Below are 16,374 nucleotides of genomic sequence, written 5' to 3' on the forward strand. Positions count from 1 at the left end.
ACAGGGCTACTGCGCCGTGATGCCGGCGGTCTTCAGCACGCCGGTCCATTTCTTCGTTTCGGCATCGAGGAAGCGGTCGAACGCGGCGGCGGGTTGCGGGGCCAGCTCCATGCCGAGTTCGGCCAGGCGGCGCACCGTGGCCGGGTCGGCGGTGGCGCGCGCGGCGGCGTCGGCCAGCTTGCGCACCACCGCGTCGGGCGTGCCCTGCGGCGCCACCAGCCCGAACCATGCGCCCACTTCATAGCCCGGCAGCTGCGCCGCCTCGGCCACGGTGGGCACGTCGGGCAGCACCGCCGTGCGTTTGGCCGAGGTCACCGCGAGGGCGCGCAGCTTGCCGCTCTGCACCTGCTGGCGCGCAATGGCGGAGGTCAGCGCCATCATCGACACGCGCGCGCCGAGCAGGTCGCTGAGGGCTTCGGGCTGGCCCTTGTAGGGCACGTGGGTCAGCTTGACGTGCGTCATCTGCGCCAGCAATTCGGCCGAGAGGTGGTTCGAGGTGCCGATGCCGGCGCTGGCATAGGTCAGCGAGCCCGGCTGCTTGCGCGCGGCGTCCAGCAGTTGCGGCAGCGTGCGCAGCGGCGACGACGCCGGCACCACGAGCACGTTGGGCACCGCGCCGATGCCGGCCACGGCGCGGAACGCCTTGCCGCCCTTGCCCTGGATCGACGGATTGAGCAGCGGCCCGACCACGTAGCTGGGGCTGACCGCCAGCAGCGTGTAGCCGTCGGCGGGCGCCTTGGCGACGAGGTCGGCGCCGATGGCGCCACCGGCGCCGGTCTTGTTCTCGACGATCACCGTCTGCTGCAGCACCCTGGCCATGTTCTCGGCGGTGATGCGGGTGACCGAATCGACCACGCCGCCCGCCGAGAACGGCACGATGATCCGCACCGGGCGTTCCGGGAAGCGCGCCGCGTCGTTGGCGGCGGCCAGCGTAGCCGCCGGCGTCAGCGCGGCGCAGGCCAGCATGCCGGCGGCGAGCCGGCGCAACGGGTAAAAGGCCTTCATCTTGTCTCCTTGGTTGCCTGCGCCGGAACGTTGCCGGGCGCAAGGTCGGTCCGATGCGTGCCTCTTGCGGGCCGCTGGTCATGGTCCTGCCGGCATTGCCGGCAGGCTGCCCGGCCGCGCCACTGTCCCGCAGCGGGTCAGCGCGCGCAGCTCAGTTCGATCTGCCGCACCGCTTCGCGCAGCCGGGGCGCCACCTCGCGCTCGAGCAGGTTGTCGCGATTGCGCGAGGCCGCGATGGTGCAGTTCAGCGCGAACGGGTCCTGGTGCAGCGACTGGCGCAGCGGCGCCGCGATCGCGTGGATCTCGGGCCGCCACTCGCCGTGGCTCAGGCAATAGCCGTGCGCGCGGAAATGCTTCTGGTCTTCCGTCCACATCTGGCGCTCCTGGCTGAAGCGCTGCGGGTCTTCGACCCGCAGCCGGTTCAGCAGCGCGGTGCGCTCGTCCGCGCTGCAGGCCAGCAACACCGCGCGGCCGATCGCGCTGGCCAGCAGCGGGCGCGTGCTGCCGATGTCCGGCTGGTAGAAGTTGCCGGGGTCCAGCCGGCAACTGTCCACGTAGACCACCGACAGGCGCTCGCGCATGCCCAGGTTCACGGTGCAGCCGGTTTCGCGCGCGATGGCCTCCATATAGGGCCGGGCCACCTGGCGGATCGCCAGCCCGGCCAGCATCGGATAAGCCAGCGCCAGCACGCCGGCGCCGAGCCGGTACTTCTGGTTGCCGGGCACGCGGCTGAGGAAGCCCAGCAGCCCCAGCGTGTACGTCAGCCGCGACACCGTCGCCTTGGGCAACCCGGTGCGCGCCACGATGTCCTGGTTACCCAGCACCGGGCTGGACGGCGTAAAGGCGCGCAGCACCTCCAGCCCGCGCGACAGGTTGGTGGCGAACTGGCGGTCGGTGGCGAGGGCATCTTCGCTGGCCAGGCCGGGCAGGGGCAGGGGTTCCGGGTTGCGGTCCATGCTATGCGGTGGTTGCTTGGGTTCCATGCTGGGATCCGGGAAAGGGAGCGTCAATGTTGTAGCACGACCGTTCCGCACAGCGAAACCGTACTTGCGCCCGGGGCGGCCGCCTGCCACCTTGCAGCGGACCAACCTGCCGCCGGAGACCCGCATGCCAGACACCTACGCCCAGCCTGTATCGCCCGAAGCACCGGGCAACGGCCCGCTCGCCGGGTTGCGCATCCTCGACATGGCCACCGTGGTGGCGGCACCGTTTTCCGCCACGTTGTGCGCCGACATGGGCGCCGAGGTGGTCAAGCTGGAACTGCCCGACGGCAGCGATCCGCTGCGCGGACTCGAGCCCGTCACCAAGGACCACGCGCTGTACTGGAAAGTGACCAACCGCGGCAAGCGCGGCATCTCACTCGACGTGCGCACGCCGCGCGGCCGCGAGATTTTCCTGCGCCTGCTGCCGCGCTTCGACGTGCTGGTGGAAAATTTCCGCACCGGCACGCTGGCGCGCTGGGGGCTCGATCTTGAAACGCTGCACGCGGCCAATCCCAGGCTGATCGTGCTGCGGCTGACGGGCTTCGGCCAGACCGGGCCCGATGCAACGCGCCCGGGGTTTGCCCGCATTTTCGAAGCCCGCAGCGGCTTCACCAACCTGGCCGGCACGGCGCAAAGCGGGCCGATGCATATGAACTACCCGGTTGGCGACATGATCGCCGGCCTCTTCGGCGCCTTTGCCATTGCCACCGCGGTGGCGGAACAGCGCGCCCGGCCAGGCCAGCCCGGCCGCGAGATCGACCTGGCCGCCACCGAGGCACTGTTCCGCCTGCTGGACCCGCTCGCCATCGAATACGAGCAGCTCGGCCATGTGCGCCATCGCGCCGGCAACCGCACTACCTACGCCGCGCCGTCCAACATGTACCGCACGGCGGACGATACCTGGGTCACCGTGGTGGCCTCGTCCGACGCCACCTTCCGCCGGCTGGCCGAGGCCATGGACGCGCCGGACCTGGCACAGGCCCCGGAGTACGCCACCAACGCCGGCCGCGTGCGGCATATCGACGCGCTCGATCGCTGCATCGCCGAGTGGTTCGCCGCGCAGCCCTATGCCGCCGCAGCGGCGCGGCTCGAACACTGCCAGGTGCCGTTCAGCAAGGTGTTCAGCATCGCCGATATCGTCGAAGACCCGCAAATGTTGGCGCGCCAGGCCATCGTGCGGCTGCCCGATGCGGACCTGGGCACGGTGCCGGCGCCTTGCGTGGTGCCGCGCTTCTCCGGCTATGCGCCGCCGTCACCGCGTACCGGGCCGGATGTGGGAGAGCACAATGCGCAGGTGTATGGGCAACTGGGTATTGGGGAAGAAGAGCTGGCGCGGTTGCGGGCCGCGGGTGTGATCTGACACACCGGGCCCGGCCCGCCGCCGCGAAATGCCCTGGCGCTGGCTGGCAGGCAGGCCGGTAGAATGGCGCACTGCCTGTTCAACCGAGACAAGTCATGGACATTGCCCCTCCCGTTACGCTGGAAGAATGGAATGCGGCCGGTGCGGACTATTTGCCTGGTCTTCTTGGCATGCGCTTCGTCAAGGTAGAGCCAGACGAGGTAGTGGCGACGCTTGAAGTGCGTCGCGCGCTGGCAGCATGGAATGGGTACTTGCATGCGGGAACGGTAGTCTCGCTCGCGGATACATGCTGCGGCTACGGAACCGTACGAAGCTTGCCGCCAGGGGCCAGCGGCTTCACCACCGTGGAGCTCAAGAGCAACATGCTGGGAACGGCCCGCGATGGCATCGTGACCTGCACCGCGCGGCCGATCCATAAAGGACGCACCACCCAGGTCTGGGATGCCGAGGTTCGTCGCGAGGGCGACAATGCCCTGATCGCCAGCTTTCGCAATACGCAGTTGATCCTTTGGCCCAGGGCCTGACCGGCCGGGGATACGCCGATCGGGACCCGCCGGCGGCGCGCAAGGCGGGCAACCTGCAGCGCTCTCCACGCCTCAGCGCCGGCGAGCTTGAAATCCTGCGGCTCAGGTCAGGCGACGATGTAGGTCGAAGTGGCGGCCGCCGCCCATCCAGGCAGTTTTGTTGCGGCTTCGCATCAGCGCACCCGTGCGAGGCGGAGAGCTGAACCAGGAGGCGCGCAGCCATGTCGGCATTTCTCGGAAGCGAACCGGCCGCTGTTCGCCTTTGCCAGCTATAACGCCGGGCCGGGCAATATCGCCAAGATGCGCAAGGAAGCGGCGGCGCGCGGACTGGATCCCGACAAGTGGTTCGACAACGTCGAGATTGTGGTGGCGGAGAAGATCGGCATCGAGACCACCACCTATGTGCGCAATATCTTCAAGTACTACGCGGCGTACCGGCTGATGCAGGACATGCAGGCGTCGCGCGAGCGCGCGATCAGCCAGATGCAGAAATAGCGGCCGGCAGCTGCCGTTGGCCTGTGCAGGATAGCCTTCGCGCAGCGCGGGGCGACTTCGCCGCCGCATGGTTGACTCAACCCGCCGAATTCCGCTGCGTTTCCCGCTTCCGGATCTCCTCCAGCACTAGTCCCGCCACCCATGATCGCCTGGTCTTGTTCATCCTCGACATGACCGAAGCGACACTCAAGGCCGCATAGTTTCCCGGGCTGATCTCAAACGCCGCGCCCACCCCCCCCGGCGCCCGCGGTCACAAGATTCTCGCTCTCGGAATAGCCCTGCTGGCGCGAGCGCGCTACCAGCTCAAGCAGGCGCAATCGCGTCAGGCCCGCGGCGTCGTATTCTTCGCGATGGCGCCGGTATAGCGCGTCGATCTCCGTGTCGGGCAGCCTGGCCAGCAATGCCAGGCCGGCGGTGCCGATCCCCAGCAGGCGCAGGCTGCCGACCATCAATGTATGGGCCTTGATCGGATAGCTGCCTTCCTCCATATGCAGGCAGTGCCCGTAGTCGCCGTTGCGGATGACGAGGAAGACCGTGTCCTCGGTCTGGCGGGCGAGCGATTGCAGCATCGGGCGGCAGCTGACCAGCACCGGCGCGCGGCTCATCGCGGTCAGGCCAAGTTGCATGGATTCGATGCCGAGGCGGTACTTCCTCGTGTCTGCCTCGCGCTCGACAAAGCCTGCCTGCACCAGCCCCGACACCAGCCGGAATGCCGTGCTGCGGTCCAGCCCAGTTGCCGCCAGTAATTCCGCCAGCTCGATGCCGCGCTCATGGGCGGCACCGATGCACTTGAGCAGCGTCAGCGCGCGCGACAGGCTTTGGGTGCCTGCCACAAGGGTTTCCGCCGGGCGTTGCGCCGCCTGCTTCTTGGTCGTGATCACAATGTAATCAGATTAATCAAAATTGCTTGTAGTGTAATCGACGTTCCGCTGGAATAAAAAACAGAGACTACGGCCAGCGTCCGGCAACCACGTCCGGCACCGGCACGCCAGTGGCCTCCATTCCAGAGGAGACGACATGACCCCTTACAAGTACGTGCACGCCCCCCATGCCCGGCCGGTGGAAGGCGCCGCAAGCCAGCGCCCGGCCCGCTGGCAGCAGCGGCCCGAGCAATCCAACTGGGGCGATTTCGGGCCCGACGACCAGCTTGGCCGCCTCAACCTGATCACGCCGGAGAAGGTCAGGCAGGGCGCGGCGGAGGTCAAAGAAGGGCTGCGCTTCTGCCTGAGCTTGCCGCTGGATTTCCCGGGTGGCAATGCGCTGAACCCGCGGCGCCACCCGCCCGTGATCAAGCCGACGCCGCGCGCGCTGGGGCTTGGCATGAACTTCGCCCTGGCGCGCGAAAACGCGGACCTGACTGACGTGGTCTGCGACGACTACGTGCACATGTTCCTGCAGTACTCGACGCAATGGGATGCGCTGGCGCACGTGGGCGGGCATTTCGATGCCGACGGCGATGGCGTGAACGAGATGGTCTACTACAACGGTTTTCGCGCCGGCGTCGATGTGCAGGGGCCGGACGATGATCCGGCATTGGACGGCCAGTCGCGGGCGCTGGCGCTTGGCATCGAGAAGATCGCCGAGCACGGCGTGCAGGGCCGCGCGGTGATGGTGGACCTGCGCGCCCACCTTGGCGACGGTCATACCCGCGTTGGCTACCGGCAACTGGCGCAGATCATGCGCGACGATGGCGTGACGGTCGAGCCGGGCGACATCCTTTGCCTGCACACCGGTTTTGCGCAACTGCTGCTGGAGCGCAACCGCCAGCCTGAGCCGGACATGGCCGAGCGTTTCGGCGCGGCGCTTGACGGGCGCGACCGCGAGCTGCACCAGTGGATCATCGACAGCGGCATCGCCGCCATCGTGGCCGACAACTACGGCGTGGAGGCCATCCCCGCGCGCCCGCAGGCGGGTCCCTGCGCCTTTCTGCCGCTGCATGAGCTGTGCCTGTTCAAGCTGGGCATGCCGTTTGGCGAGCTCTGGTATCTGACGCCGCTGGCGCAATGGCTGCGCGCCAGCGGGCGTAACCGTTTCTTGCTCACAGCGCCGCCGCTGCGGCTGCCCGGCGCGGTGGGCTCGCCGGTGACGCCGGTGGGTACGGTCTGAGCGAGGACGACGATGACGGATCGTACCTTGTTCGATTTGCTCGAAGCAGCGCCCGCCAATGCGGTGGCGCTGCGCTTCGAAGGCAGCGCGATCACGTATGACACGCTACGGCAGCGCGCCTTGCGCATCGCCGACGGCTTGCGCCGGCATGGCGTCGGCCGTGGCGACGTGGTGGGGCTCTGGCTGCCGAACGTGCCGGACTGGCTCGGCGTCGCCTTTGCCTGCGCCCGCATTGGCGCCAGCGTGATGAGCCTTAACATGCGCTACGGCGCGAAGGAAGCCGGGGACTTTATCCGGCGTGCCCGCTGCAAGGCGCTGGTCTACATGCCGGCATACCGGGGCAAGGACTATGAGGCTCTTATGGGAACGGTGGAGCCACAGAGCCTGGCCACGCTTGCGCTGGCGGTGCCGCTGTCGCAGACGGCAACACAGCCGGAGCGTGCCAGCGCCACGGCACACCCCTGGCTGCGGCTGGCGCGCGTTGGCCTGGATGACCTGGCCGGCGGCGAGCCAGATGCTGTTGCCGGCGGCCACGCCGGCGATCCCTGCATCATCCTTTCCTCGTCCGGCACCACCAGCCAGCCCAAGCTGATCGTTCATGGCCAGGGCCCCGTGGCGCGGCACGCTGGCGACGTGGCGGCCGGTCTCGCCATGCTGGGCAGCGACGCCAGGCTGCTGCTGGCGATCCCGTTGTGCGGCGCCTTCGGCTACACCGTTGCCATGTCCGCGCTGGCCGCCCAGGTGCCGCTGACGCTGGTCGAGAATTTCGAGCCGGTCGAAACCGCGCGCTTGCTGTTGGCGGACGGCATCACGCACATGTTCGGCACCAACGACATGCTGGACAAGCTGCTGGATGCGGGCGGCCCGGACTGGAAGCCGCATGCGCTGCGCATGTACGGGCATGCCAACTTCACGCCGGGGCTGACGGCATTGCCACAGCGGGCGCAGCGGCGCGGCATTGTCATGCGCGGCTGCTATGGCCTGAGCGAAACCCTGGCGCTGTTCGCCAGCCAGCCCGCGCAAGCGCCGCTGGCGCGGCGCGAGCAATCGGGCGGCGTGCCGCTGGCGCCGGGCGCGCGCGTGCGCGTGCGCTCGCTGGAGACCGGCGAGAGCCTGCCGCCAGGCGAATCGGGCGAACTCGAACTGCTCACCCCGGACGTCATGCTTGGTTATCTCGATGACGCCGCGGCGACCGCCGCCGCCTTCACCGACGACGGCTACCTGCGTACCGGCGACCTGGCCTGCCTGAATGGCGATGGCGGCTTCACGCACCTGTCGCGCATCGGCGATGTGCTGCGCATCGGCGGTTACCTGGTCAATCCGCTGGAGATCGAAGAGGTGGTGCTGGCTGCCAGCGGCGCCGCCGCGTGCCAGGTAGTCGCCGTGGAGGCCCACGGCAGTGCGCGTCCGGTGGCCTTTGTCGTGGGCGGCAGCGGCTACACCCATGCCGAGCCCGCGGTGCTGGCCGCATGCAAGGCGCAGCTGGCGGTGTTCAAGGTGCCGATCCGGGTGTTCCGCGTCGATGCCTTTCCGGTAACCCCGAGCCCGAACGGCGAGAAGGTTCGCAAGAACGAGCTGCGCACGATGGCCCGGCAAATGCTTGCGGCCGAGGAGACTGCACGATGCTGAAATGGACCCATTGGGATCTTCCCTTCTTCGACGCCAGCCATGCCGACCTGGCACGCGAGCTCGATGACTGGCAGCAGCGCCAGGCCGCGCTGGCGTCGGAACTGGAAGCCCTGCCGCTGCCAGCCCAATGCCGCCGCCTGGCGGCTGAGCTGGGCAACGCCGGGCTGCTGCGCTACGCGGTGCCGACGCTGCAGGGTGACGCACGCCCGGCGCTGGACCTGCGCTCGGTATGCATGGTGCGCGAGGCCTTGTCGTACGGCTCGGCGCTGGCGGACTTTGTGTTTTCGATGCAGGGCATCGGTGCCGCGCCGCTGTGGCTGCATGGCAGCGCCGCCTTGCGCGAGCGCTTCCTCGACGGATGCCGGCAGGGCCGCCGGATCGCCGCCTTTGCACTGACCGAGCCCGAGGGCGGATCGGATGTGGCCGCTACCGCCACCACCGCTACGCGGCGCGGCGATGTCTATGTGCTGGACGGCGCCAAGACTTATATCTCCAACGGTGGCATTGCCGATTACTACGTGATCGTGGCGCGATCGGAACAGGTGGCCGGCGCCAGGGGGTTGTCCGCCTTCCTGGTCGAAGCCGGCACCCCCGGCCTGACCATCGACACCAGCCTGGAGATCGTCGCGCCGCATCCGCTGGCCACGCTGCACCTGCGCCATTGCGAAGTACCGGCCGCCAACCTGCTGGGCGCACCGGGCAACGGCTTCAAGGTGGCGATGTCGGTGCTGGACATCTTTCGCTCGTCGGTCGGCGCCGCCGCCGTCGGGATCGCGCGCCGCGCGCTGGACGAGACCGTGGCGCGCATGGGCAGCCGCTCGCTGTTCGGCAAGCCGATGGCCGAAATGGACACCGTGCGCATGCGAGCCGCCGACATGGTGCTGGACATGGAAGCCGCAGCGCTGCTGGTCTACCGCGCCGCGTGGCTGCGCGATGTGCGCCAGGCCACCATCACCCGCGAGGCCGCGATGGCCAAGCTGGGCGGGACCGAGGCCGCGTTCCGCGTGGTGGACAGCGCGGTGCAGCTGTTCGGCGCGCTTGGGATCACGCAGGGATGCGTGATCGAGCAGCTGTTCCGGGACGTGCGGCCGATGCGCATCTACGAAGGCGCCTCGGAGATCCAGAAGCTGATCATCGGACGCGCGGTGCTGGGCGCACAGCGCTAGGGACCGCACCGCATTCCCAATACAAGGAGTATCGATGGCTACAAGACGACGCGTGCTGGTCACCGGCGCGAGCAAGGGCATCGGGCGCGCCACGCTGGCGCGCCTGCGCGAGGATGGTTATGAGGCCATCGGCCTGGCACGGACACGGCCGGCGGACCTGGCCGACGACCCGGCCTTCCATTGCTGCGACCTGAACGACCTGGCGCAGACGGGGGCGCTGGTGTCGGGGCTGGCCGCGCAGGGACCGTTCTATGCGCTGGTCAACAACGCGGCCATGGCACCGACCACCTCGCTGGACGACGCCTCGCTCACCGACATGGACGATGCGATGCGCGTCAATGTCAATGCGGCGCTGGTGTGCGCCCAGGCGCTGCTGCCGGGCATGCGCGCGCAGGGCACGGGGCGCATCGTCAACCTGTCGTCGCGCGCGGCGCTGGGCAAGGTGAACCGCACTGCGTACAGCGCCAGCAAGGCCGCCGTGATCGGCATGAGCCGGACCTGGGCGCTGGAGCTGGCGACGGCCGGCATCACGGTGAACGTGATCGCCCCGGGGCCGATCGCCACCGAGCTGTTCCGCACGGCCAGCCCACCGGACGACCCCAAGACCCGGGCGCTGATGGCGGCGGTGCCGCTGCAGCGCGTCGGCGCGCCGGAAGAGATCGCGCATGCGATCGCTTTCCTGCTGGACGAGCGTTCCGGATTCATGACGGGGCAGACGCTGCATATCGACGGCGGCCTTACGGTCAGTGCGGTCCGGGTCTGAGCCGGGCCGTGCCCCCGTGATTTCCCCACGCCGGCACCGAACCGCGCGCGGGCCACGCAACATGAGGAGACACGACATGAAGGTGCTGGATGCAGAGGGCCGCGGCAATGTGGGTGGCGATCATGAAGTGGGCGGCGCAGACGGCAGGGGGAGCGTGCCGGGGCGCGGCATCTCGGCGCGGCGGCGCAGCGTCCTGCGCGGCCTGTCCGCAGGCTTGCTGACGCCGCTGGCCTGGCCGGCCACGTCGGCGATGGCCGCGACCGGCGGAGGCTATCCGAACCGGTCGGTGCGCCTGGTCGTACCGTTTGCCCCCGGCGGCGCGACCGACACGCTGGGCCGGCTGCTGGGCCGCGCCATGGAGTCCTCGCTGGCGCAGCCGATGGTAGTGGAAAACCGCGTCGGCGCGGCGGGCGCAATCGGGGCCACGGCCGTGGCCAAGAGCCCGGCCGACGGCTATTCCGTGCTGCTTGGGGGCGTGGGCACCAACATCGTGCTGGCCTTTACGCAGCCGTCCTTGCCATACGATCCGGTGCGGGACCTGATGCCGGTAGCCTACCTCTGCAATGTCGATTACGTGCTGACGGTAGCCTCCGGCAGCCCCTACCGTTCGCTCGACGACCTCCTCGCTGCGGCGCGCAAGCGGCCGCGGGCGGTCTCCTACATGTCCACCGGCATGCTCGGTCCGCTCCATGTCGCGCTTGAATACCTGAGCAAGCGTGCCGGCGTATCGATGGTGCACGTGCCATACAAGGGCGAAAGCCCGGCGCTGGCCGACCTGCTGGAAGGCCGCATCGACGTCGCCGTGATGACCGTGCCGTTCACGCGCCCGCTGGTGCAGGACGGCCGCGTGCGGGTACTGGCTACCATCAGCGCCGAGCGCACGGCCAGCATGCCAGATGTGCCGGCCGTGGCGGAACTGGGCTTTCCCGGCTATGCCGTGCCAATCTGGAACGGCCTGTTCGTGCCGACCGGCACGCCGGCGCCGGTTGCCGAGCGCCTGCACGCGGCAGCGGCGGCGGCTATTGGCGCGCCCGCCATGCGCGAGCGCATGGTGGCGCTGGGGGTCACGCCCACCGGCGGCACCATCGCCAGCTACGCCAGGTTCCTGCAGTCCGAGCGCGAGCGCTGGACCGCGATGATCCGCGACACTGGCCTGATGGGCTAGGCCGCACCAGCGCCGCAAACGTACCCACTTATCAAAAGCCCCCGACAACGCCGCATCGAACGGCGAGGAGACAACTATGCATACTCAATGGCAGGGCCTGGCACGCTCGCTCCGAATTGCCGCGGCGTGCGTACGCATCGGGGCATGGTTCGCGCTGATTCTGGCGGCGCCGACTGCGCGCGCCGCCGAGACCGTCAAGATCGGCCTGATTCTGGACATGAGCGGCGTCTACGCCGACATCTCCGGCAAGGGCACCGCCACGGCGGCCCAGCTTGCCATTGCCGACTTCGGCGGCAAGGTGCTGGGGCGCGACGTGGAACTGGTGGTCGCGGACCACCAGGGCCGCGCCGACATCGCCGCCAGCAAGGCGCGCGAATGGTTCGACGTGCGCAAGGTCGACGCCATCCATGACGTGACGGGCTCGGCGACGGCGTTGGCCGTGCTCAACGTCGCCCGCGAGAAAGGCAAGGTGCTGGTCCTCAGCGGCCCGGCTTCGGACCGCCTGACCGGCGACCTGTGCTCTGCGACCTCGGTGCACTATGCCTACGACTCCTATGCGCTGGCCAACTCGGTCGCGCGCACCGTGGCCAAACAGGGCGGCAAGCGCTGGTACTTCATCACGGCCGACTACGCCGGCGGCCATGACATCGTCAACGCGGCCCGTGCCGCGCTGGAGCAGGAGGGCGGCAGCGTGGCCGGCGAGGTGCGCCACCCGCTGGGCGCGTCCGATTTCTCGTCGGCAGTGGTGCGGGCGCAAGGCAGCGATGCCGGCGTGATCGGCCTGGCCAGCTTTGGCGGCGACCTGGTCAACGTCATCAAGTCGGCGCGCGAGTTCGGCATCCGCGCAGGCGGCAAGCAGCGGCTGGCCAGCCTGCTGATGTATATCAACGACGTCCACGCGATCGGCCTGCAGACCGCGCAGGGCATGGTCCTGTCCGAAGCGTTTTACTGGGACATGAACGCGCAGACGCGGGCTTTCTCGCGGCGCTACTTCGACAAGCTCAGGGCCATGCCGAACATGAGCCAGGCGGCGGTTTATTCGTCCGTGCTGCACTACCTGAAGGCCGTGCAGGCCGCCGGTTCGACCGAGGCGCCCGCAGTGATGCGCAAGATGCGCGAGCTGCCGGTGGTGGACTTCTACACCAAGAACGGCCGCATTCGCGATGACGGGCGGATGGTGCACGACATGTATCTGTTCGAAGTGAAGCGTCCATCCGAATCCAAGTATCCGTGGGACTACTACAAGCTGCTGGCCACCATTCCGGGCGACAAGGCCTTCAGGCCGATCGCGGAATCGGGTTGCCCGCTGGTGCGACGCTAGCCCAGCGCCGGGCTACGAAAGGAGATCGCGATGAATGCAAACTTGCATGGGAAGGTTGCCGGTCGAACCTGGCTGCGCCTGATAGGGATCGTCTTGCTGGCGCTGTCATGGAGCGGGGCCGCGCATGCCGCCGGCTACCCGGAGCGCCCGGTTACCCTGATCGTGCCGGGACCGCCGGGGGGCAGCGGCGATATCACTGCGCGGCTGGTGGCGAAGGAACTGGCAGGCGCCTGGGGCCAGCCGGTGCTGGTCGAGAACCGGCCCGGCGCCGGCGGCATCGTCGGCGCCCAGGCGTTGATGCGCGCGCCGGCGGACGGCTACACGCTAATGATGGGCAATACCGGCGTCAATGCCATCAACTACAGCCTGTACCCGAAGCTGCCGTACATGGCCGCCGACATTGCCGGCATTGCCGACGTGCTGGTGTTTCCCAACGTGCTGGTCGTCAAGGCCGACTCACCCGTGCGCGACGTCGCGGACCTGAAGCGCCTGGCGGCCGCACAGCGGGGGCGCCTGACCTTCAGCTCTTCCGGCATTGGCCAGACCACGCACCTGTCGGGTGAGCTGTTCAAGCTGCGAACCGGCATCGATGCGCTTCATGTCCCGTACAAGGGCGCCAACCTGGGCCTGGCGGCCGTGATGTCGGGCGAGGTGGCGTTCATGTTCGACAACCTGCCGTCGGCGGAGGCCCAGCTGCGCGCGGGCACGGTCAGGGCCCTGGCGGTGACGGGCGCCGAGCGCGTTCCCGGACTACCGCAGGTGCCGACCATGGCGCAGGCTGGAGTCGATGACTTCGTGGTGACCGGATGGTTCGGATTGGTCGCACGTGCAGGCACGCCACAGCCGGCGATCGATGCGGTCCACCGTGCAGTCGCCGACATCCTGGCGCGCAAAGAATTTGCCCAGCGGTTGCGACAGCTGGGCGGTCGGCCGGGCGTCCTGGCACCGGCCGCGTTCGACGCGTTCATGCGCAACGAGCGCGAACAATGGGGCCGGGCGGTGAAAGCCTCCGGCGCGACGGCGGAATGACGACGACAGGCACGTTTTCATTGACCCGGCCCGCCCATGGATCATGGTGCCCCCTGGATCGTGGGGCTCAGTGGTGCAGCGCCGGATAAATGGCAAGGCCGATCAGCGCGGCACCGGTGATGATGACTGGCTCAGGCAGCTTCTTGAACTTCAGCAGCAGTGCGACCGTGCCCAGTGCCAGCAGAATGGTTGGCAGGTCGATGATCGATCGCTTGGCCAGCACGAACACCGCACCGCTGATGGCGCCGATGGCGGCGGCCGTAACGCCGTCGACGAAGGCCAGGATGCCCGGCAGCTTTCCGTACTTCTTGAAGTACGGAGCCGGCAGCACGGTGAACAGGTAGCACGGCAGGAAGGTTGCCAGTGCCGCCACGGAGGCGCCGGGCAGACCCGCCACCAGGTAGCCGATAAAGCCGACCGTGATCACGACGGGGCCGGGCGTGATCATGGCCACGGCCACCGCATCGACGAATTGCCTTTCATTCAGCCATTGGTATTCCGTCACCACACCACCGTAGAGAAAGGGCACGATGGCGAGACCCGAGCCAAAGACGAAGGCACCAGCTTTGGCAAAGAAGACGCCAATCTGGGTCAGCAGCGGCCAGTCCAGCGTGCTGAGCAGACCGCCGGCGGCCGGCACCTGCGCGGCCGCGAGCGCATTGGCGCCGCTCTGGCGCAGCCATTTGGGCGGGGCGCGCCAGAACCAGGCCAGCACGCCGGCTGCCAGGAACAGCCAGGCGATTTCGGACTCCGTGACGATGGTCACCGCTGCCAGCACCAGGTAAATCGCCCATAGCAGCTTGTCCTTGGCTACGCTCTTTGTGGTCAGCTTGTACGCGCTGATGGCAATGATGCCGATGACGGCGGCGCCCACGCCATAGAACACCGACTGCATCCAGGTCAGCCCGCCAAACCGGACATAGGCCCAGCCCAGCGCCAGCACCATCAGGAACGACGGCAGCACGAAGGCCACGCCGATCAGCGTGGCACCCAGGACGCGGTAATGCACGAAGCCGAGGTAGATCGCCAGTTGTGCCGCCATCGGCCCGGGCGCCAGCTGTGCCAGCGCGATGCCTTCCTTGTAGTCGCCATCGCTGATCCATCTCCGCCGCTCGACCAGGTCGCGATGCATATAGCCGGCCAACGCGACCGGCCCGCCAAAGCCGAAGCTGCCCAGGCGCAGGAAATAGAGCACGAGCTGCCAGAGCGTATAGGCAGGCCGTTCCGGGATTTCCGGCGGTGCCATGCCGGCTTGTTGCATGCGACTCATGACAGGTCCTGGGTGGAAGTGAGGTCAGGGTTTCTTGCTGGTGGAGAAATGCGCGTAGAGGGAATCCAGCACCATGCCGATTTCGGCCAGCAGGGCGTCGTCATCCTTCAGGCGCGCTCGGGCCCCGGCCAGCATGGCTTCAAAGCCGCTGGCTTCCGGCACCGAAATGCCGCCAATGTCGAGCGCGTGGACCATGGCGCCGAGCCGGCTTAGCCCGCGGTCGGCGTCGAGGCCGAAGCTCGACAGCAGCACCTCAAAGGAAACGCGCTCGTCCACGTGGGTGAAGGTCGCGCCATCGAAATCGAAGCCCAGCGCGTCTTCCGGACAGTCCGCGGGGCTTTCCAGCCAAAGGAAACGTGCATGGGTGTCAATGAAGCGCTGAATCAGCCAGGCACAGGCCACGCGGTCAACCCAGAGGTGGCGCCGCGTCGCCCAAATCCGCCCCTGGTACTGCGTGGGATCGCGACGCGGGGTCGCTCGCCCGAGCGCCTGCGGCTCCCCCGGCGATTGCATCGACTCGATGGCGCGGCTGAAGTCCTGCCATTGGGCTTCGGCACGGGTGGAAGCCTCATTCGGAAAGAAGTCGATCGCGCGGATCGCCTTATAAGCACGCCCGTGACGACGCAGCAGCCGATTGAGCTCGGCACTGTTCTGGCCGGCCAGCGTCTTGCGCGCTGCGGACAGAGCCGCCTGAAGCTCGGCATAGTCGGCGCTGCGATCAAACAGGGCAGAGAAGGCGGCCGCCTCATCCGGATTCTGTGCATGCACGCTCAACAGCCACGCTTCGCCGTCCTCTCGCCGGGTGGCGTCCACCAACTCGCGCAAACCAGCGATCTGCTGATCGCCAGCCGGCAGCAGATAAGCCCCATCGCGCAGCGCGGCGCAGCCCAGCGTCTTGGTTGTGCGCCAGATTCGCATGCGCGCGGTGGCACCTGCCGACGGCAGGCTGACAATCAGCAGGGCCCAGGAATCAGTGGAAAGCGTCATGGGCGCATGTTAGGGGCCCCTAACGGCTATTTCAATGATGTAGAGATGTCTACATCGCCGGTTGGCCTGAAGGCCAAAGGAATGCACCAATAGGCACATTTAACTCAGCAATCTTTGGTGTCCTATGTGGCGGGGGCACGTTGTGTTCTGCTGCGGGAGGGCCCTGCTGACCCGACACACGCAGCGAAAAACCTGCGCGGGGTGCGACATTCAGAAAGCCAATGCCGGGCCCGACCGGAGTCGCGCTGACTTTCGCCTTGAATCACCTGGCACATTTTCAGCGCACCACATCGCTGCTCGAGCTGCCTTAGCGCCGTACGCAGGTAGCGCATTGACAGCTCCAGACTTTCTAGCGGCAGTGCTTGGAATCGGATCAGCCGTTCAAATGGATGCGGCTAGGCTTGAGGGAAGGACTGCTCATGGCCGGCAAGCGCCTTATCGACCGGGGGATTCGCTGATTGGGACCAGGCGGCTGAAGCCGACCCAATCCAGCCGGCCGCGCGCGCTACGCTTTGTCGCAGCTCGGCGAACGGATGGTATTCGGACGGCTCATACCAGGCCTTCGCGCGCT

Annotated in this window: 14 protein-coding genes and 1 pseudogene; 10 read left to right on the plus strand and 5 right to left on the minus strand. The window is 67.9% G+C overall.

The window, feature by feature from the left end:
• Positions 1-6: 6 nt before the first annotated feature.
• Positions 7-1,005: a tripartite tricarboxylate transporter substrate binding protein gene (locus tag CBM2586_RS18610; protein WP_115689103.1), complete on the minus strand. Its 999-nt coding sequence runs from the start codon at positions 1,003-1,005 to the stop codon at positions 7-9.
• A 137-nt stretch (positions 1,006-1,142) separates the two neighbouring features.
• The gene (locus tag CBM2586_RS18615; RefSeq protein WP_373424243.1) at positions 1,143-1,988 is read right to left on the minus strand and encodes an IclR family transcriptional regulator; all 846 of its coding nucleotides are present in this window, start codon (positions 1,986-1,988) and stop codon (positions 1,143-1,145) included.
• 124 nt (positions 1,989-2,112) lie between these two features.
• Here CBM2586_RS18615 and CBM2586_RS18620 point away from each other — a divergent pair, with 124 nt between their 5' ends.
• From CBM2586_RS18620 to CBM2586_RS18630, 3 genes and pseudogenes are all read left to right on the plus strand, one after another.
• Complete coding sequence (locus tag CBM2586_RS18620) at positions 2,113-3,348, plus strand: CaiB/BaiF CoA transferase family protein (RefSeq protein ID WP_115665498.1); 1,236 nt, start codon at positions 2,113-2,115, stop codon at positions 3,346-3,348.
• Positions 3,349-3,443: 95 nt separating this feature from the next.
• Positions 3,444-3,872, plus strand: a complete 429-nt coding sequence (locus tag CBM2586_RS18625) for a PaaI family thioesterase (protein ID WP_115689107.1) — start codon at positions 3,444-3,446, stop codon at positions 3,870-3,872.
• Between the two features lie 219 nt (positions 3,873-4,091).
• Positions 4,092-4,367 (plus strand): annotated as a pseudogene (locus tag CBM2586_RS18630) (lytic transglycosylase F); the annotation flags it as partial.
• Positions 4,368-4,582: 215 nt separating this feature from the next.
• Here the strand turns inward: CBM2586_RS18630 and CBM2586_RS18635 are convergent.
• Positions 4,583-5,200, minus strand: coding sequence for an IclR family transcriptional regulator (locus CBM2586_RS18635; RefSeq protein ID WP_240987966.1), 618 nt, complete (start codon positions 5,198-5,200; stop codon positions 4,583-4,585).
• A 184-nt stretch (positions 5,201-5,384) separates the two neighbouring features.
• Here CBM2586_RS18635 and CBM2586_RS18640 point away from each other — a divergent pair, with 184 nt between their 5' ends.
• The 7 genes from CBM2586_RS18640 (at position 5,385) to CBM2586_RS18670 (ending at position 13,546) form a co-directional block, all read left to right on the plus strand.
• Entirely contained in the window at positions 5,385-6,473 is a 1,089-nt protein-coding gene (locus CBM2586_RS18640; RefSeq protein WP_115689109.1) for a cyclase family protein, read from the plus strand.
• Between the two features lie 12 nt (positions 6,474-6,485).
• Positions 6,486-8,102, plus strand: coding sequence for an AMP-binding protein (locus tag CBM2586_RS18645; protein ID WP_115689111.1), 1,617 nt, complete (start codon positions 6,486-6,488; stop codon positions 8,100-8,102).
• Positions 8,096-9,268, plus strand: coding sequence for an acyl-CoA dehydrogenase family protein (locus CBM2586_RS18650; protein WP_115689113.1), 1,173 nt, complete (start codon positions 8,096-8,098; stop codon positions 9,266-9,268). The genes CBM2586_RS18645 and CBM2586_RS18650 overlap by 7 nt, the downstream gene beginning before the upstream one ends.
• Before the next feature lie 34 nt (positions 9,269-9,302).
• Positions 9,303-10,031, plus strand: coding sequence for an SDR family oxidoreductase (locus tag CBM2586_RS18655; protein WP_115665492.1), 729 nt, complete (start codon positions 9,303-9,305; stop codon positions 10,029-10,031).
• Between the two features lie 76 nt (positions 10,032-10,107).
• The gene (locus CBM2586_RS18660) at positions 10,108-11,196 is read left to right on the plus strand and encodes a Bug family tripartite tricarboxylate transporter substrate binding protein (protein ID WP_172583363.1); all 1,089 of its coding nucleotides are present in this window, start codon (positions 10,108-10,110) and stop codon (positions 11,194-11,196) included.
• A gap of 76 nt (positions 11,197-11,272) precedes the next feature.
• A complete protein-coding gene (locus tag CBM2586_RS18665) occupies positions 11,273-12,517 on the plus strand; it encodes an ABC transporter substrate-binding protein (protein WP_115689115.1) in 1,245 nt (414 codons plus the stop codon).
• Positions 12,518-12,547: 30 nt separating this feature from the next.
• Positions 12,548-13,546, plus strand: a complete 999-nt coding sequence (locus CBM2586_RS18670) for a Bug family tripartite tricarboxylate transporter substrate binding protein (RefSeq protein ID WP_115665489.1) — start codon at positions 12,548-12,550, stop codon at positions 13,544-13,546.
• A 67-nt stretch (positions 13,547-13,613) separates the two neighbouring features.
• Here CBM2586_RS18670 and CBM2586_RS18675 read toward each other — a convergent pair whose 3' ends face one another.
• Together CBM2586_RS18675 and CBM2586_RS18680 are read right to left on the minus strand one after the other, a co-directional pair.
• Positions 13,614-14,807, minus strand: a complete 1,194-nt coding sequence (locus tag CBM2586_RS18675) for a chromate transporter (protein ID WP_115689117.1) — start codon at positions 14,805-14,807, stop codon at positions 13,614-13,616.
• A 33-nt stretch (positions 14,808-14,840) separates the two neighbouring features.
• Complete coding sequence (locus CBM2586_RS18680) at positions 14,841-15,803, minus strand: chromate resistance protein ChrB domain-containing protein (protein ID WP_115689119.1); 963 nt, start codon at positions 15,801-15,803, stop codon at positions 14,841-14,843.
• Between the last annotated feature and the right edge of the window lie 571 nt (positions 15,804-16,374).

This window comes from Cupriavidus taiwanensis (genome assembly GCF_900250115.1).
In the GTDB taxonomy this organism is placed as follows: Bacteria; Pseudomonadota; Gammaproteobacteria; order Burkholderiales; family Burkholderiaceae; genus Cupriavidus; species Cupriavidus taiwanensis_B.